Source organism: Photobacterium sp. 270122K, from assembly GCF_059941365.1.
Genome location: NZ_JBPOEN010000006.1, coordinates 1 through 24,482 on the forward strand (window position 1 = coordinate 1; position 24,482 = coordinate 24,482).

A 24,482-nucleotide genomic window follows, 5' to 3' on the forward strand; every position below is an offset into this window, starting at 1 on the left:
CCGCATTAAGCGGACTAAAATAATGTGCCAAAATTGTTGAGGAACGAAACAGGCACATTGTTTTAGTTCCGTTTTAAATGCCTTGTTATGTTTTTACTTTGACTCTACGAGTTCTAGGTCTGACGTAAGAATTAGTAAACTATTTGGAATTGGGTTATGACAATGCAAACCTAGTTCACTTACACTTTCATCGAATTTCACTAAAACCCTTTTGCGAGCATTTTCAGGTTTCATTACAGTCCCAGTTTTACCAACTAGAATCCAATAATCCTCTGTAGAATCACATTCATCATGACTATTATTCTCCCCATTAAATGATACTAATTTAACCCTACTTTTTATTTTCATTGAACACTCATTCGAAAGAAACATAACGCCCGCTTAAGGGGCAGCCAACACCACGACTAACTTTCTGCATAACACCATAAACAAAAAACTAACGCATTATAAAAATGCCACGCGTTGGCTGTCCCTCTTGAAGCGTTTGTTATACCTGTTTTAGAGAAGTCAGGTAATTTGTTATCGCATTACATTTACATTGTGATGCTTCGATATCATCAACAAAGCTATTGGTAAACTTCTGCATTGTAGCCACCACATAATTGCCTAAGTTTTGTTCTGTTACAGACGTAATCATAGATGTGCATGTATCCATTGCTGCAAAACGATTCATTCGAGCAGCAGCATCAATTGCTAATTCAAGTGCCTTGGCTTTTAATTTTGGTTCCACGAGAGGATTATTGAATATCTTTTCCATACTCAAAGCTATCGATTCAGCAAAAGCCCATGAATACTGATCACTTTCTACCATTACGCGATAAACTTTTAGGAAATCTTCTAAATAAGGCAAAATGTGTTGTTGAGGTAGAATAGACATAAACGAACGAGTTAAATCCATACAAATTCGGATCTGATCGCTGCGCTCTATCAACTGGAGCTTTTCAATAAACTTTATTACATGTTCAGGTGTGTATTTATTCTCGTTTTTCAACCTATCTTCGATAGTCGATATCAGTTGATTTACTTCACCTAAACTACCACCACGGTTCAAAATAACATCGTATGCAGATTTCATTGCTTGTTTCATTTCAGAAAGCGATTTATATCTGCGATTATGATCCAGTTCACATGCACGTTGAATTACGTGAAAAACTGCAGGGTGTAACCCTGTATCCATTAAATAAGTCGGATTCTGCCCCGTAAGCAAAACATACAAGCTTTTTCCTAGCATGAAGATATCCCCACGCTCATCTGCATGTTTAAAACCTCCATTTTGATATTCTGGAGGCAAATAGCCTTGCGTCCCCCAGAACATAGAACTACTGGTAAACCGGGATGAAGAATTCGGCTCCATTCCTAGACCAAAGTCTGACACCAAAATATTATCACCCTCGATTAGAAAATTCTGTGGCTTGATATCCCGATGGAAGACACCGTTTGAATGTAACTCTTGAATGCAATCAATCATTTTATTGAAGATTGTTTCTTGGTACGCAGGCTCAACCATAATTTTTGGCATCAACTTAGTTAAATCGCCGTCGCGATAAAATGGCATCACAAAATAGGGAGTGTCGCTATCAGTGTTACTATGTAGAGTATTTAAAACTTTAGTGTTGCCATTGAATGTTTCGAGTAATCGAACTTCTCTTTTAAATCGTTTTACGTATTCTTCGTCTTCTTCTCTACAATATTTAAGGACTAAATCTCCGTTTAGTTGTTGGTGTAGATCTGTAACGAATAGAATTTGCCCCATTCCACCTTCATCGCTGCAAAGCCCATTTACTTGAAATCGACCATCAATCACATCATTCAATTCATATTTCATTTCGATAAACTTCCAATTTCTTCCAAAAGGTATAACGCCCGCTTAAGTGGTGAGCAACGAAATACGATGTTTCCGCAGAACACCTAAATCACTATAATAAACGCATGGTAAAAATGCCACGCGTTGCGAATCCGTCTTGAAGCGTTTGTTAGCAATCTAATCTGCTTCAAGTATTCTCTGAAGGTATTCTGCGCCGTGTTTTTTACACCAGGCACTTTTCAAAACATACGCCGATTTGAATGAAAACCTTTTATCTTGCGAAACATCTATTTGCTCCCAAAGTAGCTGGGGAGTACTGCATGAACAAGAGTATTTCGCTTCCTGAGCTTTTAGTTTTGAATAAAAACGGTCCGATACGTGAATCTCATCGTCTTTCGATAAACTGGACAATTTAGCAGCCATGTTTACAGCTTTTCCAGCCCAAACCTCATTATGCATATCTCCACGAGAAGCACTTTTTCTTAGACCAATTTTGCTTACCAACAAAGTTGCTTGATCAATTCCAATATGTACACCAGTATCGACCTTGGTCTTGTTCGTCACTTTTTGCGCAAACACATCATTAACAAAAGTCTTGAAGGTTACGGCTGAAGCAAATGCATGATGAACTTTATCATAGTCAAAAAGAGCAAATACACCATCACCTTTAATATCCACATAAGAAGCTTCAAGTTCTTTGAATATCCTAACCGCTGTGCCTGTGAATAATGTATATACTCTTCCTGTAGAACTAGCATAATGACTTGCGCTTAATTGTGTCGAATTTTTCATATCAACAAATACACATACAACATTGTCAATCTTCAGCCATTTATCTGACTGCTCCGTAGGAATAGAATCTACATTTGGTATTCGAGCTACCGAAATTGCATTCACAGGCTTACTAAATTTTTTAACTTGATTATCAATAATAATTCTTAGATTGTCTGGTAACTGTTTTTGAGTAATCATTTTTGACCTTAAAAGTAATGAAAGCCTATTGAAATTGAAAACAGAATTACAGCTAAAACTGTAACATTTGAGGCGAGTTTGAACTTTTTATATTTATCTAGCGCTATTTCTGCATTTGTTACGATTTGAGAACTTAAATCCATTTCAAATGACGTCGCTTTGTAACTATCAACTCCCAATTTTCCAGAGAGCAGAGTCACGTAATCAGACTTTGAGTATTTTGCTATATCAGCGAAGTAGAAACAATTATCCGAAGGCTTCTTATCGTCAGGTTTAAACCATTTTTCTTCTAAAATTGGTAAAAATGAAATTATGCAAATAATAGCGGAGCATACTAGAAAAATATAGCCAGCTAAGGCTGACCAGTATGACACTCCCCCCAATTTATCAACTTGTGATAAGACACGCGTGATACCCCACACTACTCCCCCGTTAAGCACTAACAGCGCGGCATTTTTTTGCTCCGCAAACTTAAGCCAATCATTTACATTCGAAAACACTGAGTTCAGTTTTTCTTCTATCGAATCTTTACACATACATACCTCAAAAGATTGCTAACGAATGGCATGGACTCCCCCTCATCCAGACTCTGCCACACTTGAAGAGTCAAACACGATATATGTTCGGAGGTCACCATGTCACTTTCACTCTATGGCATCGATTTAGCCAAACATAGCTTCAGTATCCATGGCGAAGATACAACAGGCAAGGTACTGATCCACAAAACAATATCAAGGTCTAAAGTTCTTGAAACTTTTGCAAACATTCCGCCCGCTATCATTGGGATGGAAGCCTGTGGCAGTGCCCATTATTGGGCGCGTGAATTAACAAAGCTTGGTCATACACCAAAAATCATGGCGGCCAAGTATGTGGCGCCTTTCAGAACGGGCGCCAAAAACGATCTTAACGATGCAGTAGCTATTTGTATCGCCGTTGCCCGTCCTTCAACGCGCTTCGTTAAAATCAAATCTCCCGAGCAGCAAGCGATCTTGATGCTTCATCGCGCCCGCGAAAATTGGGTACATGAACGCACAGCGTTACTTAACCAAATGCGTGCGATGATGGCTGAATTCGGCATTATCGCCCCTGCCGGTCGCCATGCACTACAACGTGCCATTCCCGACGCGCTGGAAGATGCCGAAAACCTACTGCCCGATTTAGCCAGAGCAATCATCGCTGATTGTTACGACCACCTTTTAGTTCTCAACCAGCGCATTGACGATCAGGAACATTGCTTTGATATGCTGGTATCGCGCAGCCATAATGCCAAAAAGATAATGAAAGTGGCAGGTATCGGCCCCATTACTGCGACGGCAGTGATTGCTAGTATCGGCAAAGGCGAGCAGTTCGATAAAGGCAGAGACTTTGCAGCCTGGCTCGGATTAGTGCCGACCCAGTATTCCACGGGCGGTAAACCAAGGCTTGGGCGTATTACCAAAAAAGGCGATAAGTACCTTCGCACACTACTCGTTCATGGGGCACGGGCGGTGATTGCCAGTCTGGGCGACAAAACTGACCGACTCAGCCTGTGGTGCAAAGACTTGGTTGAGCGGCGCGGTTTCAAACGCGCTATCGTGGCATTAGCCGCTAAAAATGCGCGAATTATCTGGTCGCTGCTGCGTCACGACACCGACTACGAACCCATCAAAAATTAACGGATGTAGAAACGCATTTGTGAGGGAGTCACAATCTTCACCGGGTCATTGCAATAGCCAATGATGATATATGGTTAAGACCATTTGCGGGAAAACCTGATAATGCGGCGGGCACAAAAGATGCCTTCTAACGAATGAGGAACCGCAACCGCGTAGTGTCATCAGGGTCATGGCAAATAAGCCAATAAACAGACCGAATGTAGAGCGGCAGTCCCAAACCTTATATTACCTGACGCTGTTGTTGACAACCGGGGGAGTCCATGTAGCCCGCATAAGGGGCACCGAAACGTAGCGGCGATTTGGTTAAAATTGTGCGAAGCATCAAACCTAATCGCCGCGTAGTTTTGTTGTCCCAGCGAGCCTGCGAGCGACTTGATGCGCTTGTTAGGTTTACCGATAATAATCCACTAACCCAATAGTAATAATTGGCATATTGTCAGAATTCATCATCAATATGTTTAATCATACCACTGGACACATCTAGGTAATGACCATCACCAAGATCGATTTCATACTCCTCTTGGTTACCTGTGAAGTAATTCGAACTATTTAAGGTGTTTGACTGAGGTATAGAAGAAAACGGTTGAGGCTTGGTATTATCATAATAACGGCGAATGTCATCTCGACATTGATAGCGGCTCATATAACCGTGCAGACTATTTTCGTAAGTTACACATGACCCATAATTTCTTTCGATAAAGTCTTCAACCAAGAAGGTCATTTGCTCTGGGTTTAACCAAAAACACTCACTTAGATTGCCGGTGCTAAAATGAACCAACCTATCCAAGCTTGGTTGAGCACTAAGGTAGTTTAGTAAATTTCTTTCAATTTCGTGGACATTACCGTGAATTATATTAAAAGCAGCATAAATAAAATACCCAGGGTTCTGAGAAGACCTATGACGCGTATTTAGCCCGTTAGTTGTCTTGCCAACTTTTGACCATTCTCGATTATAGATATCCCCTCCAATGTATATCCAATCATTGCTTTCGGGGCTACTATAAAACTCTTCGGAACCTCTCACTTTTTATCTCCTTATTTGCACTTTGTATGAGGATGGCTGAAACCTAACAACTTTATATATGGAATTGCTCTACGTTACAATTCTACATATTGTCATGGATGCATAATAGCATTGAAGTTAACTCATTGATATTGAAAGCTATCGTAGGGTATGAGGAAAAACAAAAGTAGAATCGTTCCGTATATCACATTCTACATTTCCATCATCATTTCTATATCACAGTTTTATGAAATCGAATGTAGCGTGTGCGTCGGAGTGCAAGGCGAAATAAATTCAACGCATACAAAAAAGCCCTCGTTTTTCGACGAGGGCTTTAAATGTGGCGGAGAGATAGGGATTTGAACCCTAGGTGGGCTATAAACCCACGCCGGTTTTCAAGACCGGTGCTTTAAACCACTCAGCCATCTCTCCATGCGGCGGATAATACGGGTTACAGCTTAGGGTGTAAAGCCCTTTTCACTGCACACACGGTTAACCGTGCATAGAACCCGCAAGTCGCTCATCTTTACAACACGGCCACCCGCATTGCCGCACAATCAGTTGTAGGCGCGGGCAAATTGACCGGTTGAGGTCGCCATGTATTCACCCGTATTCGCCGGAATGAAGACAGATTGGCCTTTCTCAACGGTCACGGTGTCACCATCAACATGAGAAACCGTCAGTGGCGCATCAATGGCCAACAGAATTTCAGCACTCTGTGTGGTCAATACTTTATCTGCCACGTTGGTGTACACGCTGAATTTGAAATCTGGCACTGGGATTGGGTAATGTGCCACACCTGCTTCTTCACCCTCGTTTGCCATTGGGGCCAACAACAAAGTATCGAACGGCATTGGCACACAACGGGTGCAGCTTACTAGCTCTGGCACATCCATGTATTTTGGTGTCAGGCCAGCACGCAATACGTTGTCTGAGTTCGCCATGATCTCAAGGCCCGTGCCTTTAATGTAGGCGTGTGGGGTACATGCATCCAAGAACATGGCTTCGCCTGGCTGTAGTGTCAGGGTGTTCAGCATCAGTGGTGAGAACAAGCCGATGTCGCCCGGGTACTGCTCTGCCAGTTCCAATAGCAAGGCGCACAATGCATCGTCTTTATTCGCTTGGGCATAAGTCAGTAGCGCGTCTACACAGCGATCTTTACGCTCGCCAGACAATGACAACATCGCTTCAAAGAAGGCTTCCAAACCGGCTTCGTTCTGGTTCGCTTCCAGTGCCGCCACCAGCTCTGCCAACTCGTCAATCGCCAGTGCGTTAAACAGCGCAACAATCTCACTGTACTCACGGAAACCGTTCATCGCTTGGTACGGCGTTAATGCGAACACCAACTCTGGCTTGTGGTTAGGATCTTTGTAGTTACGGTTACCCGCTGTACGTGGCACACCAGCCGCTTCTTCTTTGGCAAAGCCGTCTTCTGCTTGGGCTTTGCTTGGGTGTACCTGTACAGACAATGCATTGGCCGCAGACAATACTTTGAACAGGTATGGCAATTCACCAAACGTGACCGTGGTGTCTGCACCGATGATGGCTGACATGTCTGTGGCAATGAAGTCAGACAATAGCGTTGACTGGCCGTTGACCTCGATGGTTGAACAACCATTTTGGTGCGCGCCCATCCAGATCTCTGCTTGTGGCTGACCGGTTGGATTTTCAATGCCGAACAATTCGCCGATGGCAGTTTTGCTGCCCCATGCATAATCCTGAATGATGTTGTGCATGCGGTAAAAACGAGGTGAAGTACTCATAACGTTCCTTATAGCTAATACTGATTTCATTAGCACCCAGTCTACGATTCGCATAGCCTCGATGCTCATGAAATCGGTCTTTACATTAACCGACAATGCCCCTGTTTTCGTTGGGGCTCACCCTAGCAAAAATGCACGCACATTCCCACTGAGTATTTTATTAGTTGTTACCCCTACCACTGTTTCCCTGCACTGCCGCACGACCTGAACGGGCGAGCGTAGAAACGAGGAAGGGCTCCGACCAGGAGCAGTCGGAGCCCGTACCGGCAACACAGGGGGATCAGTTGCCGGAAGGTATTACACGTTCTATACGAGGCTTATGCTGTTGCTGCCTGCGCCGCTTTCGCTTGACGCATTTTCTTCAGTGATACCGCGACCAACGCTGTCACGATAGCACCCGCAGCCATACACGCTAGCGCCAGTACCGGTTTGTTCATCGCACCCAGCAGCGCCACAACCGGACCACCGTGTGCCACGCTGTTGGTGATACCGAATGAGAAGGCCATTACCGCGGCAACCATTGAGCCAAGAACGTTAGCCGGGATCACTGACATCGGGTCTTGTGCAGCAAATGGAATCGCACCTTCAGAGATACCCACCAAGCCCATCGCGCCTGATGCTTTACCTGCTTCGATTTCAGATTCTTCAAAGATGTTGAACTTGCGACCAATCACGGTTGCCAGTGCCATACCTAGCGGTGCCACAGGGATAGCACACGCCATCGCACCCATGAACTGTGTTTGACCGCTGGCAATCATGCCGACAGAGAACAGGAAGGCCACTTTGTTGAATGGACCACCCATGTCGAAACCTGCCATACCACCCAGTACGATACCCAGTAGGATCACGTTGCCAGAGCTCATGTTGGTTAGCATTGCCGTTAGGCCGTCCATCAGGCTTGCAATCGGCGCACCGATAACGAAGATGAACATGCTCGCAATGAACAGAGAACCGGTGATTGGCGCAATCATGATTGGCACCAACGGTTGAATAAACTTGTGGTAGTTAATGTTGACGATGAACTTCACAAAGTAACCGACCAACAGACCCGCCACAATCGCACCGATGAAACCGGTACCCGCTTCTGCGCCGTAGAATGAACCGTTGTTCGCAATCCAGCCACCGATCAAACCCGGTGCCAATGCAGGACGGTCAGCAATCGCATACGCGATGTAACCCGCCAAAATAGGGATCATCAGGGTGAAGGCGACCACACCCACGTTTAGCACTTGGTTCCATAGGCTGCCTGCCGGGATCTGCATGCCGCCTGCGGATGGCTCACCACCAATCGCCAGTGCCAATGCAATCAACAGACCGCCAGTCACAACGAACGGGATCATGTGTGACACGCCGTTCATCAGGTAGCGGTACAGATCAGAACGCGCTTGAGACGCCTTGCTTTCTGTTTCGGCTGGCTTGTCGTCACCTGACACTTGGTAAGCCGGAGCGGCCAGTGCTTGGTTGATCACGCCTTTTGCATCTTTGATTGGCGCTTTCACGCCCGTTTTAATCACACGTTTGCCGGCAAAGCGTGCCATATCAACTTGTTTGTCACAGCTCACGATAATCGCTTCTGCGCGGGCAATCTCTTCAGCCGTTGGGCTGTTTTTCACGCCGATAGAACCGTTGGTTTCGACTTTGATTTCAAAGCCCAGCTCTGCCGCGCCTTTCTCTAGCGCTTCTGCTGCTAGGTAAGTGTGTGCCACACCCGCCGGACAACCGGTTACGCCAATCAACAAGCCTTTGTCAGCCACCGGTGTGTCAGCCGCTTCGGTTTTTTCAAGTAGCAGGCCTAGCGCTTCTTGCTCGGTTTTCGCTTGCATGAAGGCGTCAATAAAGCCGTCTTCAATCAGTTTGGATGACAATTCGGCCAGCACTTCAATATGGTGGTTTGCACCGCCGTCTGGCGAAGCAATCATGAAAAAGAGAGTAGATGGCAGACCGTCTTCAGCACCGTAGTCCACGCCACGACGACTGATACCGATCGCGACTGCTGGCTCTGTCACCGCGGCACTTTTCGCGTGCGGCAAGGCCACACCGTCTTCAAAACCGGTGTTACCCAGTTCTTCACGAGCATGAATATCGGCTAAAAATTGTTGTTTATCACTGATACGGCCCTGCGCATGCAGTACGTCGATCAGTTCAATGAATACGTCTTCTTTGGTGGTTGCTTGTAGGTTCAAGCAAATCAAATTCTCATTAATCAAGTTGGTGATCATGAGTCGCCCCTTCTCGTTATGTTTCTCGTTATGTTTCTCGTTATGCTTTTCGCGAGTGTTGTCTTCGACGGTGTGGTGTCGTTGGGGATATTGTGAGCGAATCTGACACACGCAGATAGTGTACTAGAATGGCATTTACTGGAAATTTGTAACCTATAGAAAAGAGTGTGATCTAATTCTCATTCAACACCCTCAATAAAAAAGCCACAACAAAACACATTTAATTATTTTAAATCAATAATATAAATACAAAAAGGCATCATTGGATGACACTGTGCCGTGCGGCGTTTATTTATTATCACTAGAAAGAAGTAACACTAAAATGCCGTTACCTGTGTGATATTGAGTGATCTGGTTCACGCTATTGCCTGCGTTTTTTGGACAAAGGTGGCCGTCGTCACTTTCTCACCGGATAATGTGCCACACCCCTTCCCCCTGATTGGGATCTTGATTCCATAACGGACAGACTTAGCATGAGCGACGTTTTTCATCACCTGCTCGACACCTTGTTGTCAGAGCGCGAGCATTTCAACCACATCTGGTTTGCCAGCGATCAGCACACGCCGCCGCCATTTAGCTATCAAGTGAATTTTCCGCGATTGGAAATGGTGATCAGTGGGGAGTACATCAATGAATTGGAAGATCCGGAATTGGGGATCACCAAAGTGGCCATCATGCCGGGGGATGCGCTGTACATTCCGCCCAACTGCTGGAACAAACCCGATTGGGACACGGATTGCTCAGTATTAAGCTTATTGTTTGGCCGTCGCCAATTAGGATTCAGCTTGGTGAGTAAAGCGCGGGCGCATACCACGTGCCATGACGTACAAAAGCACAGTATCCCAACCCGTACGGGTCATGCTATCGACCACATTTTGTCTGCACTCAATGCGCTGGCCAAAGAGCCGATCCAAAAACCGATGGATGCCCATTTGCTGCAAGCCCTGCTCAGCTACAGCCAGCAGATGTTGAGCGCCCCCAGCCAGACTAGCAAAAAGCGCAGTGAAGATTTGTATCAAGGGATCTGTATTTACATTCAGGAAAATTTTCACCGGCCGATCAGTCGAGATTCCATCGCCAAGCGCTTCAATATTACGCCGAACCATTTATCGCGCCTGTTTCGCCAGCAAGGCCACATGCGCATGGCGGACTACATTACGTGGGTGCGCATTGAACGCGCCAAGTTCATGTTGAAGAAATACACCTTTCGCTTGCATGAAGTGTCGACCCGCTGCGGGTTTCAAGATGTGAACTACTTTTATCGGGTGTTCAAAAGCAAAACGGGACTGACCCCGTCGGATTACCGTGCGATGCCCTGATCATAACAAAGCCCGCTCACAACAACGGCGTGTCACGAAACGGCGTAGCTAAAGTGTGTTTGATGATGGCTTCTAAAACGTCGGGTTGATCGTTATCAGCCATAATGTCGCAGAATGCCGGATCCAATAAGGCTTGAGAAAAGGCAGAAAACGCCATGAGATGCGGTCGCTGTGGCGGATGCGGTAACACCAAGCCTATGATGCGGGTCACCGGGCCTCGGTTCGATCCCCAATCAAGCGGTTGGGTCAACGTCATACAAACAACATGCGGACACGTCACTGCAGGACTGATCACATGCGGCAACGCAATTCCATTACCCATGCACGTTGAAGACACCGCTTCGCGCGCGAGCAGTTGTTCGAGCAAGGTCGTATTCGAGGCGACCTCTCTCGCGGCCACACAATCGGCCATGACACTGAGCAAAACACGTTTTTCCAGCGTCACGCCAGATTCGGGCATGACGGAGAAAGGCACCGCATGCCACTGACAGGCAAACGGCAAGGCTAAGGCGTGTGCCACTTGCGATGACGGCACATGGCGTCGCCCTCCCTGCACCAGCAGGCAATGCTCTGCGATAAAATCGGTCAGCACAATGGCGGCCAATTCGGCATCCGCCCCTTCAATCAAGATCTGACACAGATCCGCCGGACGCGTACCCAGTGCCATCACACGCATGGGGGACGACACATCGGCCATTTTACGCTGTGACACATTACGCATCACCACCATCGAGCAGAAATAGCCCCCCAGCACTTTCAGTCGATTCAACGCCCACGCGGGCAGTCCATCGTGGCCAATCAAAAAGGTAATACGGCGTACTATCATCGAGGGTATCGTAATCACGCTTGGCAAAATGCCAGACAGCGGTTGATCACACTGATCGGATCGGTCAGGACATCTTCAATTGTCACGCAGTGAATTTTGCTGCCCGTGAAGCGCGCGCGGTGTTCAATTTCAATATCAGAGGCGATCAATACCACATCAGCACGGCCAATATCTTGCACGCTCAGTGGGTTTTCAATCCCCATCGCACCTTGGGTTTCTATCATGATTTGCACCCCCAGCTGCTGCGCGGCTTTTTTCAGTTCGGCGGCGGCCATATAAGTGTGTGCTATCCCTGTAGGGCAAGCCGTTACTGCTACAATTTTCATTCTGTGTTGCTCTCATTAGTCCCAATCGCTGGGAATTTATACGTTTCACAGCGGAATATATAATCGCTACAGTGCATGACTGCAAGTCACGCGGCGAAATTCAACGCAGAAATTGATCTATTGCAGGAAACCCTGTAGGAGAACACGCATTACCCCTAGCCATAGCGCCTTGCTTGCTGGTAAAATCCGCCTCCAACAGAAATCCCAAATATCAAAAAGAGAGTGATTCCTATGGGACGCAGTTTCGAAGTCCGTAAAGCCTCTATGGCGAAAACGCAGGGCGCAAAAATCAAAGTTTATTCTAAGTACGGTAAAGAAATTTACGTATTGGCGAAGAACGGCGGTATCGACCCTGACACTAACCTTTCCCTAAAGCGCATGATCGAGAAAGCGAAAAAAGATCAGGTGCCGACTCACGTTATCGAAAAAGCACTCGATAAAGCCAAAGGCGGCGGCGGTGAAGATTTCGCAACAGCTCGCTACGAAGGTTTCGGTCCGGGTAACTGCATGGTGATTGTTGACTGTCTAACAGACAACAACAACCGTACTTTCATGGATGTACGTCAGTGCTTCGTGAAAAACGGCGCGAAAATCGGTTCACCAGGCACAGCAGCACACATGTTTGAGCACCAAGCTGTATTCCAGTTTGCTGGCGACGATGAAGATGCTGTACTAGAAAACCTGATGATGGAAGATGTCGACGTCACTGACGTTGAATGTGAAGACGGCGTGATCACTGTATTCGCTCCTCACACTGAATTTTTCAAGGTGAAAAACGCACTAGCATCAACAATGCCAGAGATTGTTCTGGACGTTGAAGAAATTTCTTTCGTTCCACAAACCATGACTGAGCTTGCGGGCGACGACGTGGCGATGTTCGAGAAATTCCTTGATGCGCTAAACGATTGTGATGACGTGCAGAACGTTTACCACAACGCAGAGATCGCAGACTAATTCTTCGCTCTCTTGAAAATCCCCGGTACTGCCGGGGATTTTTGTTTCTGCCCCTCACTTAACGCCCTTCTCTTCTTCTCGACCGCTCGTTCTTTCTCTCACTCGCTTCACGCTGACTGACTTACAACATCAACTGACCATAACGGTTAAACGCCGAACGGCTGGCTAACGCCAACGTCGTGCACACCGACACACTGGCTGTAATGAAAATCGCCACCATGATCGCTAATTGGTATTTCACCGCCAGCAAAGGTTCTGTGCCCCCCAATATTTGCCCCGTCATCATGCCCGGTAAACTGACAATGCCCAGCGTGGTCATCGCGGCCAACTGCGGCGCCAACGCGGCCTTCACGGCGGTGCGAATAAACGGCAATTCTGGCTTGGGCGCGCCCAACGCAACATAAAAGCGGTATTCGTCTTGTTTGTCTTTCAACATGCTGTACCAGCGCTCTAGCGCCAGCACATTGGCCGCCAAACAGTTACCCAGTAACATGCCAGCCACCGGGATCAAATACTGTGCCTGCCACCACGGTGATACCTTGATCACCCCTGCAAGCATGGCGGGCAATACAGTCAGCAACCCCAGTCCTAACCCCAACAATAAGGCTGGCAGCACCCGCTTGAGCGGTACACCCGCACGACGGCAAATCGCCATACCGGCTACGCCCACCATGGCAGAGAGCCAGAGTGAATTAAGCCACGGATTTTGAAACGCAAACAAGGTTTGCAAGTACAAGCCCACCACGGCCAACTGCACCGTCATGCGCAATACTGCCGCTAACAGGGTGGTTGTCAGCGCTAAGCGCCAACGCTGAAAGAGCACGAGCGGTATCAACAGCAGCAAGTAAAAACCGCCCAGTGCCCAGTAACTGATTGATAATGCGTTATCCATACGGTGTCCTTATTTGCCCTGCATCACACAATGCTGATTGGCCGCCGCCAGCCAATGTGGATCATGCGACACCGACACAATGGTCAGGGAGTGGGCGGCCAATAGCGTCATGATCCGATCACGGCTGGCCGGATCCAGCGCCGAAGTCGGCTCGTCCATCAACCATACCGGCCGATTGAGCAATAACGCCCGCACAATGGCTAGACGCTGCTTTTCACCGCCCGACAGTTTTTCAACCGGATGATCCAGCGGGTGCGCAAGTTTAACCTGCTCAAGTAACGCGAGGGCGGTATCATCGGAGGGAGACGGCGTCTCTGTGGCGTTCAAATGCCAAGGCAACCAGAGCGCAGCACGAATATCGTCCCCGCCCATGACGGGTTGCTGGGGCACATAACAACATTGCTGGCGCCACCAGGTGAGTGTGTCCTCACTGATGCCCTGCGCCTGCCAATAAAAACCGCCTTCCCGAGCCGGTTGCAACCCGGCTAATACCTGCAACAGGCTCGACTTGCCACACCCCGACGGACCGGACAACGCCAAGTGCTGCCCCGCCGGTAAGATGGCGCTTACTGTCTCGTGCGGGTTGGCTTCAAAGCCTGACGACAAGTCAGACAACACTAATTCATCATTCATGATCCACTCCCTTTGAAAGCGAGTGTAATCACCACTGCAACATGATTCAAATCGTTCAAAATCATCTTGGTTATCATGCTTATTCATGTTGCTCGGTGACAAATCGTGTGTGAACAACAATGCAGTGCAAAATGCTGCGTTATAAGTAGCAAATTTTACTCACTCAGCACTAAGCCGACGATCTTGCATCACAAAAGCAATAAAAAAATGATATATTCTTGCCACAAATTGATATCCCGAGTGCCTCACGTTGATACGAGAGCGCACCGGATCGCTTGATACTGACCTAATGAATGGCACTGAAACGGCAATGACTATCCACTCAGAGAATCAATCAGCCGCCGCAGCTATTGATAATAAAAATAACCCCAATCCGCCGCCTAAGCGCCCACTAAAAACGTGCCTGACATGGCTCGGCTGGGGCCTGTTCACCCCACTGGCTGCCACCACCGCTTTGCTCAGTTATGGGCTGGATCTGGATGTAACCCCTTACCGCACCGCTATCAGCCAATGGCTGTCGACCCATTTAGATCGCAGCACGGAGATTCGTGGGGAAATCCACCTAAACCTGTCGTTTCAGCCGGCGATCCGCCTTGATGGGCTAACCATTGCCAATACCGACACCTTCAGTTGGCAGCCCTTCGTCGAAGCGGGCAAGATCAATGCGCAAATTGCCCTGCTGCCACTGCTTAACCGCACCATTACCGTTGAGCAAGTCGAATTAGAAGACATTGCTGTTTATCTGGGGAAAGATGCACAAGGTCAGGCTAACTGGCCGTTAAGCACGCCACCAACACCCTCCCCTGCGTTGCCTGCTGCGCCTGCCGCAGCCAAGGCAGCAAACACGGAAAAAACGGACGCGTCCCATGGTCTGCCTTTTCAACTGGCGTTAACGCACCACATTACGGCAAAAAACCTGTCGCTGGTGTATGACGATCAACAGCAAGGCCAATACATTGATGGCTACTTGCACGAACTGACTTTGGCCCCTAACACAGAGACGGCTAACGGAGGGGCGACGAACGGAGAGTGGCAACTGACCGCCAGCGGCGAAGCCATCGGTCAGCCTTATCACCTGCAGTTGAACGGGGAGCTCGATACCCTGATCAACCAACAACGCGGCAAGCTGCAACTGGTCGGTGACTTTGCCGGTGCCAATCTGTCAGTGAGCGCTAACGTACAGCCCCCTGCACAAGGCCAAACACAGGCTGATGTGCGCCTGACGTGGGAAGATACCCGCCCACTGGCTGCAATGCTGGGATTAGACATTAAATATGTCGCGCCACTGACGATCACCAGCCAGATCGCCGCCTCACGTGATACGCTCTCTATCAATAACTTGCAGATTGACAGCCCGGTCACACAAGGGACGGGACAGCTGGACATCGAGCTGGGTCAACACAACACCATTGACGGCGCCTTAGCCCTCAAACACATCGACCTGCGCCCATGGTTAGCCCCGCAACCGCAAATGATGATGCGAGCCTTTGGCGCGCCACCCCAACCTTCGCCACTGCAACAAGCCTTAGATCAATGGCTCAATAAAACCAGCACGTCCCTCGCCATCACCATTGACGAAATCTTAGGGCTAGGCACGCCGGTTGAAAACCTGTCGCTCGGTATTGAAGGCGATGAAGGCCTATTATCCGCCCCGATCAGCGCAGATATCGCCAAGGTACCGTTTCGCGGTGAGGCCACCTTGGATGCCACCCAATGGTCATCCCACTTGGCCATCACAATGGGGGCCAACAATTCCCCTTTAGGTGAAATGGCACACTGGCTGACTGGGATCCACAACGCGCACGGCCATTTGGACAGCGCACAGTTAACGGTGACCACTGAAGGGACGAAACTCAGCGAATGGCTAGACAACTCACAGCTGACACTGGCGATGGACAACGCCGACGTCAAATGGGGTGATGGCGCGCAATTTCGCATTGATAAAGCCCGTTTACATGCCGGTTTATATGTGCCGTTTCATTCCAAGATCCGGGGCCAGCTGATGGACGTACCGGTAAAAATCGACGCGCAAGCCGGTAACCTGCAAGACATCATGATCGGCCGAGATTGGCCCGCACGTATCACGGTCGACAGCCCGGCGATTAACATGACGGCGGAAGGCTTGCTCAAACAGACCCGCTGGCAAGAAGGCAGTTGGTTTGATCTGGATGTTCAAAGTGCCGATGTGAGCCAACTCAGCCCGTGGCTCGGTACCCAAACCACCATGCGCGGAGAGATCAACCTCGACGGTAAACTGCGCTACCAAGACGGCTGGATCAGCCTTGATATGCCAGACCTATCCCTGCTTAACAGTGAAGGGGATGTGGCCCTGCGCTGGCGCCCTATCGATACCACTGAAAATACGGAAAACACGCAACGTGCAGCCCCTTTCTTAGCGGTGAATGCGGACTTTTCACGGCTTGATCTGACCCAGTTAGGTCACTTCATGAATGAGGATGAACTGCCACAAATCGAACAGACGGTTCCCACCCAAGGGGTGAACCTGAATGTGCCCCTGCTGGGCAGCGATGTGGTGATTGCCGATGCCGACCTGCACTTTCAGGCGAAGCAATTCATATGGGGCGAACAGTCGATCGATGATCTGTCTTTTAATGGCCAAATCCGCGACGGCAAGATGCGCCACGCTCCGATCTCGGCACAGTATGCGGGCAGCGATGTCCATGGCCAGTTAGATGCGGGCATCAATGCGGCCAATATCCATGCCGCGCTGACACTCTCTGTCGAGCAACCGAACCTCGGTGATATCGCCTCACGCTTTGACATTGCCGATAATCTCGACATGCGTTTACAACACGCGCAATTGTCTGTGGCGGTCTCTGGCCGCACCCTTTTGGAGTTAATGGAACACACGCAGGTCGAGGCCATTTTACGCGGTGGTTACGCGACGTTAGCTGACACTTACACGGGAAAAGCCTTAACACTGCACGTAAAAGAAGGCCGTTTTGTCACCGGACCAGACACCGACACCGCTTTCACCTTGTCAGGCATGGCCGCCAGCAAGCCCATGCACCTGAGCCTGACGTCACTGGCGTTAAAAGCCGCCAACGACGGACGCTCAACACTGCCGGTGGACTTGGCTGTCACGTTGGGAGATATGCGTTTCAATGCCTCATCGCACGTGGCATTACCGCTTGACCCCAAAACGCTAAACCTAACCTTCCACGCCACTACGCCGAACTTGGATCGCTTAGAAACCTTCGCTGCGATTGATTTACCGCCCTACGGCCCGGTTACCGTCGACGGTCAACTGTTGATGGATCGCAAAGGCTATCACCTTAATGATTTGCTGATCACCGTAAACGACAGCCAGTTGCGCGGCCACGGTACCTTTATTCCGCCGGCATCAGCATCAGCATCAGCATCAGCATTGACAACCAGCGGCAGTGACCGTCCGGATGCCACCCTGATCTTAACCGCCCCTTTCATTCAATTGGATGATTTTAAGGTAGATCACTGGCAGGCATGGCAACGCATCACCGACAAACCGGCAGCAAACAGCAACAAGCCAAACGAAACGAAAGAGGCCGACACCAAAGAAAACGCAAGCGTACCAGCATCACTGATCAGTCCGGCAGGATTAGACGCGCTCAATGCCCGTTTCTCGTTGGCGGTGAATGACGTGCGTTCAGGCAACGATTGGTTGGGCGCGGGTAACCTTGCTTGGCAATTGCAAGACGGCGTCTTCACACTCGACCCGCTGTTTATTCAGCTACCGGGCGGGAATATCCATGTCGACAGCACCATCAAAGCCCGCGGCGAGATGTTCGATATCGCCTTAAACGGTAAGGTGGAAAACGTCGACTACGGCGTACTGGCACGTCGCCTGTCACCCGACAGTGATATGCACGGTCGTTTGAGCAGCCAGTTTTCACTGACCAGTCTCGCCAATTCGCCGGATACGTTACTGAATAACGCCGACGGCTTCTTAGGCTTTTCCGTCTGGCCGAAAACCTACGATGCCGAGTTGATTGATTTGTGGGCGGTCAGCCTGACGGATGCGATTGTCCCGACCTTCACCAATAACGATCCGTCGGTATTAAACTGTGTCGCGGGGGGCTTTGACATTGCCAATGGTACAATGAAAGAGCGTAATTTGCTGCTGGATACCACCCGTATTCAGGTCAAAGGGGACTTTAACGCCAGTTATGCGGCGCGAGATTTCTCAGTGTATTTGCAACCGCAATCCAAACGCGCGCAAATCTTCAGCCTGCAAACACCGGTAGAAGTGTTTGGTGAGTTTGAACATTTTGACTTTACCGTACCGCTGGCGGCGATTTTGGAAACCTCGGTGCGCTTTACCACCAGCCCGGTCATTTCACCGCTGCGTTGGCTGCTGGAAAAGCCCCTGCCTCGCGATGGCAGTGCGCAGTGTGAGAAGATCTGGCAAGGCCAGCCGCTCAGTGCCCCCGCGATGACAGCGGTGCCCGTCGCTTCACACCCGCGTCATCCTCACTACCGACCGCCATTTACGCAGCCATAAAAAAACGCCAGCCCTCATCAGGCTGGCGTTTTTCTTTTTGTGTTTTTCTACGGTGCTGTTTTTGCACAGATCAGCGTCTGCCATCAACTCGCCAGTACTTTTACCCCAAACAGGGTAAACAGTCCCCCCGTAGCATAATCCACCCACTTGGTCGAACGGCGGTACAAGGCTTGGGCACGCGCCTGTGAGAAATACACCACCAGCAAACTGTGCCAAAGCAAGGTAATGCCCCCCATTACCAACATGGTGGTCACGGTCAGGCTGACGGTCATGGTGGCTGGCATCGCCAAGGAAAACAGACTCACCACGAACAAACCGGTTTTCGGGTTCAAAATACTGGTGATAAAGGCGTGACGCAGTAACGGATAAAAACCACTGTATTTAGCCTGGCTGGCATCCAGCTCTAACGCCGACACCGACTTATGGGCACGGTAGCAACGGGTGATCCCCAAATAGATCAAGTACCCGCCACCGAGCACTTTCATCACGGTAAACAACGCCGGCATGCTATTGAGCACCACCAACAAGCCCGACGCCCCCAACGCACCCCACAACATCACCGCGACACTCGCGCCGACGGCTGCGCCACTGGCTTGGCGGCGTCCCGTACTGAGCGCGCTGTTAATGGTTAAAATGACATTGGCGCCCGGCGTGATAGACGCTACCGTCCAAATCACGACCACGTTCATTAATACATCGAGATACACGTCCAACTACACACAATCCTTACGGTTTACCCCATCCATTGTGCGCTACTGTACCTGTTTTTATCCCGCAGTCTGTGCGCCTTGCCGTATTTTCAGCCTCTCTCCGCGTCTGAAAAAGCCGCGATGCCCCTCATTATTACCATGTGGTAATGAGCGGCTCATTGATGCCTTGCCAATCCACCGTTGCCGTGATCACTTCACCCGGCTTATCACTGCCTGCGGCACTGGTGACCACCAACTGATGACCCGATTCACCGCCCAATGCCACCATGGTGGGATTTTCTAACGGCACCGGGATCACATGGCTCACCACACCGTTCGGGGCAATACGTACCACCGACTGACCGCTGTACATCGCCACCCAGTAACCGCCTTCGCTGTCGACGCTGGCACCATCCGGACGACCATCAAACTCGGTCAAATCACAGAAGATCGTGCTGTCACCGTATTTACCCGTTTGAGGATCATAATCGGCGCGGTAGATCAAACTGGATCCGGTATCGGCCCAATACAGCGTCTTGCCACACGGTGAGAAGGCCAAGCCGTTGCATGTCCACGCGAACATCGGCATCGCCTGTAGCTGACCCCCTTGCGCCAATTGGTAAAACTGACCCTGATCGCCTTCTTTGGCGCCATTACGGGTACCGGCAACAAAACGCCCTCCGGGAGCGGCACGGCCATCGTTAAAGCGCATGCGCGGATGAGTTTTCTGCAACGGCGCAATCAATTCGCGCTCGGCGTCCCAGTCTTCCAACAGGTACATGCCCGTTTTGGTCGCCAGCACATAACCGTCTTCTTGCCACAAGGCAAAACAGCCCAGCATATCGTCCCAACGGCGCGCTTGCGGCTGGCCGTCTTTCAAACGCCAGATCTCCCCTTCGGCAATATCGACCCAGCACCACATTTGATGACGCCAATCCCAACGCGGACATTCCGCGAGGGTGAACCCCTGTGCCACTAAAGGGTGAAAATCAAGGGCTAATGACTGCACATCTTTCATGAATATTCCTTACTATCACGATCATTGTCTTTGCGCCAAGTTAACCATGCAGTATCACGCCGCGCTACCCTTTTTCAGAATAAAATCATGCAGTACGATTCAACATCACGCCCCATAAGCCTTGGGCTTTCATTGTGTTACACCCCTTTTATGTGATCTATCAACTGAGAACCGTGAAATAGCCAAGAAAGAATGCCTGTGCGCCTTACTTCTGCTCGCACGGGCAGGTAAAATACGCACCCACACGTTGAAAAACGTCACCAATGGGAATCCTCGATTTATGTACACGCGTTTTGAAAAGCTCACCGAAGCCTTTCCTCCTCATGATCCCAAACAGCCACCCAATACCCTGTTTGCCTTCTGCCGTTACTATACCCGTGGCTTTGGCTGGCCGTTGCTGGCCATGTCTGTCCTCAGCGCCTTAATTGCGATTGTCGAAGTCTCACTGTTTGGCTTCATGGGGCAATTGGTTGATTGGCTGACCACCCACAGTCCTGACACGTTTTGGGCCGAAGAAGGCGGCAAGATGATCGGCATGGGCCTCGTCGTGCTGGTGGTTGTCCCTGTCTTGGTCACCTTGCATTCGTTGGTGATCCACCAAACCTTGCTCGGCAATTACCCGATGTCGATCCGCTGGTTGGCCCACCGCTATTTACTGCGCCAAAGCGTCTCGTTCTATCAAGATGAATTTGCCGGCCGTATCGCGACCAAAGTCATGCAGACCGCCTTGGCGGTACGTGAATCGGTCATGAAACTGCTCGATGTACTGGTCTACATCACGGTGTACTTCACCTCAATGATCGTGATGATTGGTCAAGCTGACACGCGCCTGATGATCCCGATGCTGCTTTGGCTTGCCGCATACATTGGCATTCAGTGCTACTACGTGCCCAAACTCAAATCCGTCGCGACCGAACAAGCCGATGCACGTTCAACCATGACGGGCCGTATTGTCGACAGTTACACCAACATTTCGACCGTTAAACTGTTTTCACACACGAACCGTGAAACCGAGTATGCCGAGCAAGGCATGACGGGCTTCATTGACACGGTATACCGCCAAATGCGATTGGTGACCGGGTTTAACTTGTCGGTTGAAGCGATCAACTACCTGTTGGTGTTCATTATTGCCGGTATGTCAATTTGGCTATGGACGGGGTCTGCCATCAGTATTGGCGCCATTGCCATTGCGGTCAGCTTGGCACTGCGCATTAATGGCATGTCCAAATGGATCATGTGGGAAGTGGGCGGTCTGTTTGAAAACATCGGTACGGTGGTGGATGGCATGAAGACACTGTCGCAGCCGATTGCGATTGAAGATAAACCCAACGCACCGGATCTGAATGTACCGCAAGGTGGCATTGCGTTTGATAATGTCAGCTTCCACTACGGTGAGAAGAAAGGGGTGATCAATAACCTGAACCTGACCATCAAACCGGGCGAAAAAATTGGCCTGATCGGCCGTTCAGGTGCCGGTAAATCGACCTTGGTCAATCTGCTGATGCGCTTCCACGATGTGGAATCCGGCGCGATCAAGATTGACGGCCAAACCATTTCGGACGTCACGCAAGAATCGCTGCGCGGACAGATCGGCATGGTGACGCAAGACACGTCCCTGCTGCACCGTTCTATCCGTGAAAACATCCTCTACGGCCGCCCAGATGCGACGGAAGAAGAACTGCTGAACGCGACTAAGCAAGCGCAAGCCCATGAATTTATCGAAACCCTGACCGATCCACACGGTAACGTGGGTTACGATGCGCAAGTGGGTGAACGCGGGGTGAAACTCTCTGGCGGCCAGCGTCAGCGCGTGGCGATTTCCCGTGTGCTGCTGAAAGATGCCCCAATCTTGATTTTAGATGAAGCCACTTCTGCACTGGATTCAGAAGTCGAAGCGGCAATTCAGGAAAGTTTGTATGAGCTAATGGAAGGCAAGACGGTGATTGCGATTGCCCACCGCCTATCGACCATTGCAGCGATGGACCGTTTGATCGTGCTCGATCAAGGGCAAATCGTCGAACAAGGTTCCCACAAGGAACTCTTGGCGCACAACGGCATTTATGCCCAGTTGTGGGATCACCAAACGGGCGGGTTTATTGCCGAAGATGTGTCACTGACACCGGCTTCCTAAACGATTCGCTTGCTTAAACGATCATCACCCAACAAAAAGCCCGACATTAACGTCGGGCTTTTTATCTACGTACCATGCTAACGCTTAGTCAAAGTTAACCGAACGGTGCTTGCAGCGATAAATATCCGCCGCGACAGACGTAGGATCTGCGCCATCTGTCTCGATGATTTTCGTGATGTGGTAACGGTTACCACCACGCATAAACACTTCATTGGCCAATTCATTGTAAATACTGTCAGGACGTGTCGGCTCCACAACATAACTGCTCAATACTTTACATGCATTATTTTCTACTTCTGCAAAAGAAATCGGCTCAACGCTGTGTGCACCAGGCAGTAAGTTAACCATCCCAGCAGGCTTCACTCTACCCGGTTCATTACAACGATAGATCTCTGCCACTACATCGGTTGGACGGCCTCGGCGCGTATCCAACACAGATGAGATGCGGTAACGATCCCCGCCAGCAGAGTGCGTTTCATTCATCAATACTGGCGTAACATTATTCGGATGCGCATCGCGTAACGTATAGGTATGAATTAAATTACAATTTAACTGGCCAATACCCACCTCTGAAATTGGAGAAACAGAGCGAGCATCTTGAATTACACGGACCTTGGGGGTAGAACAGCCACTTAATGTAAGTGTCACTAATGCGATATAGAACGTTTTTTTCATGGGTAGGAGGTATTTTAAAAGGGAGCCATACTACAAGCCCATGATATAACTGAATAACAAATTATTTTTATTGTAACTATAATCATTATTGCATATGCAATTAATCACACCAAAACCATCAACAAATCACTTACAACTCCCCTCCCTGTATTTCCTCATAAAAAATAACATCACAAGCAAAGTTTTCAATTATCAACAGGATTTTACGCTATTTAAAGTTAATTATGATCTCAGTCAACAAATGGATAACAATTCACCCATCAAGATAGTCATGCCTGCGCAAGAATGCTATTACAACGCTATAGGTTATTTTTTTAACGTTACCCACTCTTCATACTGACGTGAGAAGAAGTAATGTGTGCAGCACTGACAAGAGGTCAGTGGTTTAATAAGGAGTGTTAATAATGTTGTGCCCTGATTGCAAACAACCCATGGTTAAAGCCAAAGACAACCACAACCATTGCGTTGAACTCAACTGTCCCCCTTCTCGCACCCAATGCCCTGAGTGTCAATCCAGCCAAACCCAGATCGTCGGGAAAAGCATCAGTGATGCACAATTAACGTGTAAAGACTGCCATGCTGAATGGACGATTTCGCGCAGCTAAATACTCGCCTTCTCTACCGTTTACAAAAAAGCCACGTTAGGCACAAGGCCCACGTGGCTTTTTTATTGTCGATGTCCTATTAGAAGACCCGTAAAGACCGTCAGAAGTAGGTCGTGAACAACACCGCGGCCCACACCATGCCGGTGAGCACCATGGCAACGAAGACCGCCGCTGAACCGATGTCTTTTGCTCGACCAGACAGCTCATGATGCTCAGGGCCAATGCGATCCACCACCGCTTCAATCGCCGAATTGATCAGCTCGACAATCATCACTAGCACGATACACGCCAGCATGGCGACCTGCTCATACACCGTCACGGGTAACACGCTGGTCACGACAATCGCAATCAGCAGCAATACGCTTTCTTGACGAAACGCGGCTTCGTTTTGCCACGCGGCTTTCAGTCCTTGGATAGAATAAACGGTCGCATTCATAATGCGCGTTATGCCTGTTGCTCCGGGTTTCATACGCTTCTCTGTATTACATTCATTTCAA

At 49.3% G+C, this 24,482-nt stretch carries 21 protein-coding genes and 1 tRNA gene; 6 read left to right on the plus strand and 16 right to left on the minus strand.

The features are described from left to right. Positions 1–93: 93 nt before the first annotated feature. The 4 genes from ACSF8W_RS11980 to ACSF8W_RS11995 form a co-directional block, all read right to left on the minus strand. Positions 94–348, minus strand: coding sequence for a hypothetical protein (locus ACSF8W_RS11980; RefSeq protein WP_500847562.1), 255 nt, complete (start codon positions 346–348; stop codon positions 94–96). A 139-nt stretch (positions 349–487) separates the two neighbouring features. Beyond that, entirely contained in the window at positions 488–1,825 is a 1,338-nt protein-coding gene (locus ACSF8W_RS11985) for a protein kinase domain-containing protein (protein WP_500847563.1), read from the minus strand. Positions 1,826–1,981: 156 nt separating this feature from the next. Beyond that, entirely contained in the window at positions 1,982–2,776 is a 795-nt protein-coding gene (locus ACSF8W_RS11990) for an adenylate/guanylate cyclase domain-containing protein (RefSeq protein ID WP_500847564.1), read from the minus strand. Between the two features lie 8 nt (positions 2,777–2,784). Next, positions 2,785–3,312 carry a Pycsar system effector family protein gene (locus ACSF8W_RS11995; protein WP_500847565.1) on the minus strand — a complete coding sequence of 176 codons (528 nt, stop codon included), beginning with the start codon at positions 3,310–3,312 and terminating at the stop codon, positions 2,785–2,787. 99 nt (positions 3,313–3,411) lie between these two features. Between ACSF8W_RS11995 and ACSF8W_RS12000 the strand changes: the two genes are divergently transcribed. Next, complete coding sequence (locus tag ACSF8W_RS12000) at positions 3,412–4,431, plus strand: IS110 family RNA-guided transposase (RefSeq protein WP_500847566.1); 1,020 nt, start codon at positions 3,412–3,414, stop codon at positions 4,429–4,431. A 436-nt stretch (positions 4,432–4,867) separates the two neighbouring features. Here ACSF8W_RS12000 and ACSF8W_RS12005 read toward each other — a convergent pair whose 3' ends face one another. From ACSF8W_RS12005 to ACSF8W_RS12020, 4 genes are all read right to left on the minus strand, one after another. Continuing rightward, entirely contained in the window at positions 4,868–5,455 is a 588-nt protein-coding gene (locus tag ACSF8W_RS12005; protein WP_500847567.1) for a hypothetical protein, read from the minus strand. 320 nt (positions 5,456–5,775) lie between these two features. Continuing rightward, positions 5,776–5,866 (minus strand) — tRNA-Ser (locus ACSF8W_RS12010). A gap of 125 nt (positions 5,867–5,991) precedes the next feature. Further along, entirely contained in the window at positions 5,992–7,197 is a 1,206-nt protein-coding gene (manA, locus tag ACSF8W_RS12015; RefSeq protein ID WP_500847568.1) for a mannose-6-phosphate isomerase, class I, read from the minus strand. A 317-nt stretch (positions 7,198–7,514) separates the two neighbouring features. Continuing rightward, entirely contained in the window at positions 7,515–9,416 is a 1,902-nt protein-coding gene (locus ACSF8W_RS12020) for a PTS fructose transporter subunit IIABC (RefSeq protein WP_500847569.1), read from the minus strand. Positions 9,417–9,889: 473 nt separating this feature from the next. Between ACSF8W_RS12020 and ACSF8W_RS12025 the strand changes: the two genes are divergently transcribed. After that, a complete protein-coding gene (locus ACSF8W_RS12025) occupies positions 9,890–10,735 on the plus strand; it encodes an AraC family transcriptional regulator (protein WP_500847570.1) in 846 nt (281 codons plus the stop codon). Between the two features lie 16 nt (positions 10,736–10,751). Here the strand turns inward: ACSF8W_RS12025 and ACSF8W_RS12030 are convergent, their stop codons facing one another. Then, complete coding sequence (locus tag ACSF8W_RS12030) at positions 10,752–11,561, minus strand: PTS sugar transporter subunit IIA (RefSeq protein WP_500847571.1); 810 nt, start codon at positions 11,559–11,561, stop codon at positions 10,752–10,754. A gap of 14 nt (positions 11,562–11,575) precedes the next feature. Then, positions 11,576–11,887: a PTS fructose transporter subunit IIB gene (locus ACSF8W_RS12035; protein ID WP_500847572.1), complete on the minus strand. Its 312-nt coding sequence runs from the start codon at positions 11,885–11,887 to the stop codon at positions 11,576–11,578. Between the two features lie 231 nt (positions 11,888–12,118). Between ACSF8W_RS12035 and ACSF8W_RS12040 the strand changes: the two genes are divergently transcribed. After that, positions 12,119–12,841, plus strand: a complete 723-nt coding sequence (locus ACSF8W_RS12040) for a YebC/PmpR family DNA-binding transcriptional regulator (RefSeq protein ID WP_500847573.1) — start codon at positions 12,119–12,121, stop codon at positions 12,839–12,841. A gap of 121 nt (positions 12,842–12,962) precedes the next feature. Here ACSF8W_RS12040 and ACSF8W_RS12045 read toward each other — a convergent pair whose 3' ends face one another. Together ACSF8W_RS12045 and ACSF8W_RS12050 are read right to left on the minus strand one after the other, a co-directional pair. Further along, positions 12,963–13,733, minus strand: a complete 771-nt coding sequence (locus ACSF8W_RS12045) for an ABC transporter permease (RefSeq protein WP_500847574.1) — start codon at positions 13,731–13,733, stop codon at positions 12,963–12,965. A gap of 9 nt (positions 13,734–13,742) precedes the next feature. Further along, positions 13,743–14,366, minus strand: coding sequence for an ABC transporter ATP-binding protein (locus ACSF8W_RS12050; RefSeq protein ID WP_500847575.1), 624 nt, complete (start codon positions 14,364–14,366; stop codon positions 13,743–13,745). Positions 14,367–14,676: 310 nt separating this feature from the next. On the opposite strand from ACSF8W_RS12050, the gene ACSF8W_RS12055 reads away from it, so the two are divergent. Further along, positions 14,677–18,867, plus strand: coding sequence for an AsmA family protein (locus tag ACSF8W_RS12055; RefSeq protein WP_500847576.1), 4,191 nt, complete (start codon positions 14,677–14,679; stop codon positions 18,865–18,867). An 83-nt stretch (positions 18,868–18,950) separates the two neighbouring features. Here the strand turns inward: ACSF8W_RS12055 and ACSF8W_RS12060 are convergent, their stop codons facing one another. Further along, positions 18,951–19,574, minus strand: a complete 624-nt coding sequence (locus ACSF8W_RS12060; protein WP_500847799.1) for a LysE family translocator — start codon at positions 19,572–19,574, stop codon at positions 18,951–18,953. 136 nt (positions 19,575–19,710) lie between these two features. Continuing rightward, positions 19,711–20,574: an SMP-30/gluconolactonase/LRE family protein gene (locus tag ACSF8W_RS12065; RefSeq protein WP_500847577.1), complete on the minus strand. Its 864-nt coding sequence runs from the start codon at positions 20,572–20,574 to the stop codon at positions 19,711–19,713. A gap of 280 nt (positions 20,575–20,854) precedes the next feature. Between ACSF8W_RS12065 and ACSF8W_RS12070 the strand changes: the two genes are divergently transcribed. Beyond that, positions 20,855–22,705, plus strand: coding sequence for an ABC transporter ATP-binding protein (locus ACSF8W_RS12070; RefSeq protein WP_428479227.1), 1,851 nt, complete (start codon positions 20,855–20,857; stop codon positions 22,703–22,705). 84 nt (positions 22,706–22,789) lie between these two features. On the opposite strand, the gene ACSF8W_RS12075 is transcribed toward ACSF8W_RS12070, so the two are convergent. Further along, positions 22,790–23,380 carry a DUF1471 domain-containing protein gene (locus ACSF8W_RS12075; RefSeq protein ID WP_500847578.1) on the minus strand — a complete coding sequence of 197 codons (591 nt, stop codon included), beginning with the start codon at positions 23,378–23,380 and terminating at the stop codon, positions 22,790–22,792. A 404-nt stretch (positions 23,381–23,784) separates the two neighbouring features. Here ACSF8W_RS12075 and ACSF8W_RS12080 point away from each other — a divergent pair, with 404 nt between their 5' ends. After that, complete coding sequence (locus tag ACSF8W_RS12080; protein WP_428479229.1) at positions 23,785–23,985, plus strand: hypothetical protein; 201 nt, start codon at positions 23,785–23,787, stop codon at positions 23,983–23,985. 100 nt (positions 23,986–24,085) lie between these two features. On the opposite strand, the gene ACSF8W_RS12085 is transcribed toward ACSF8W_RS12080, so the two are convergent. Further along, positions 24,086–24,454: a diacylglycerol kinase gene (locus ACSF8W_RS12085; RefSeq protein ID WP_500847579.1), complete on the minus strand. Its 369-nt coding sequence runs from the start codon at positions 24,452–24,454 to the stop codon at positions 24,086–24,088. Between the last annotated feature and the right edge of the window lie 28 nt (positions 24,455–24,482).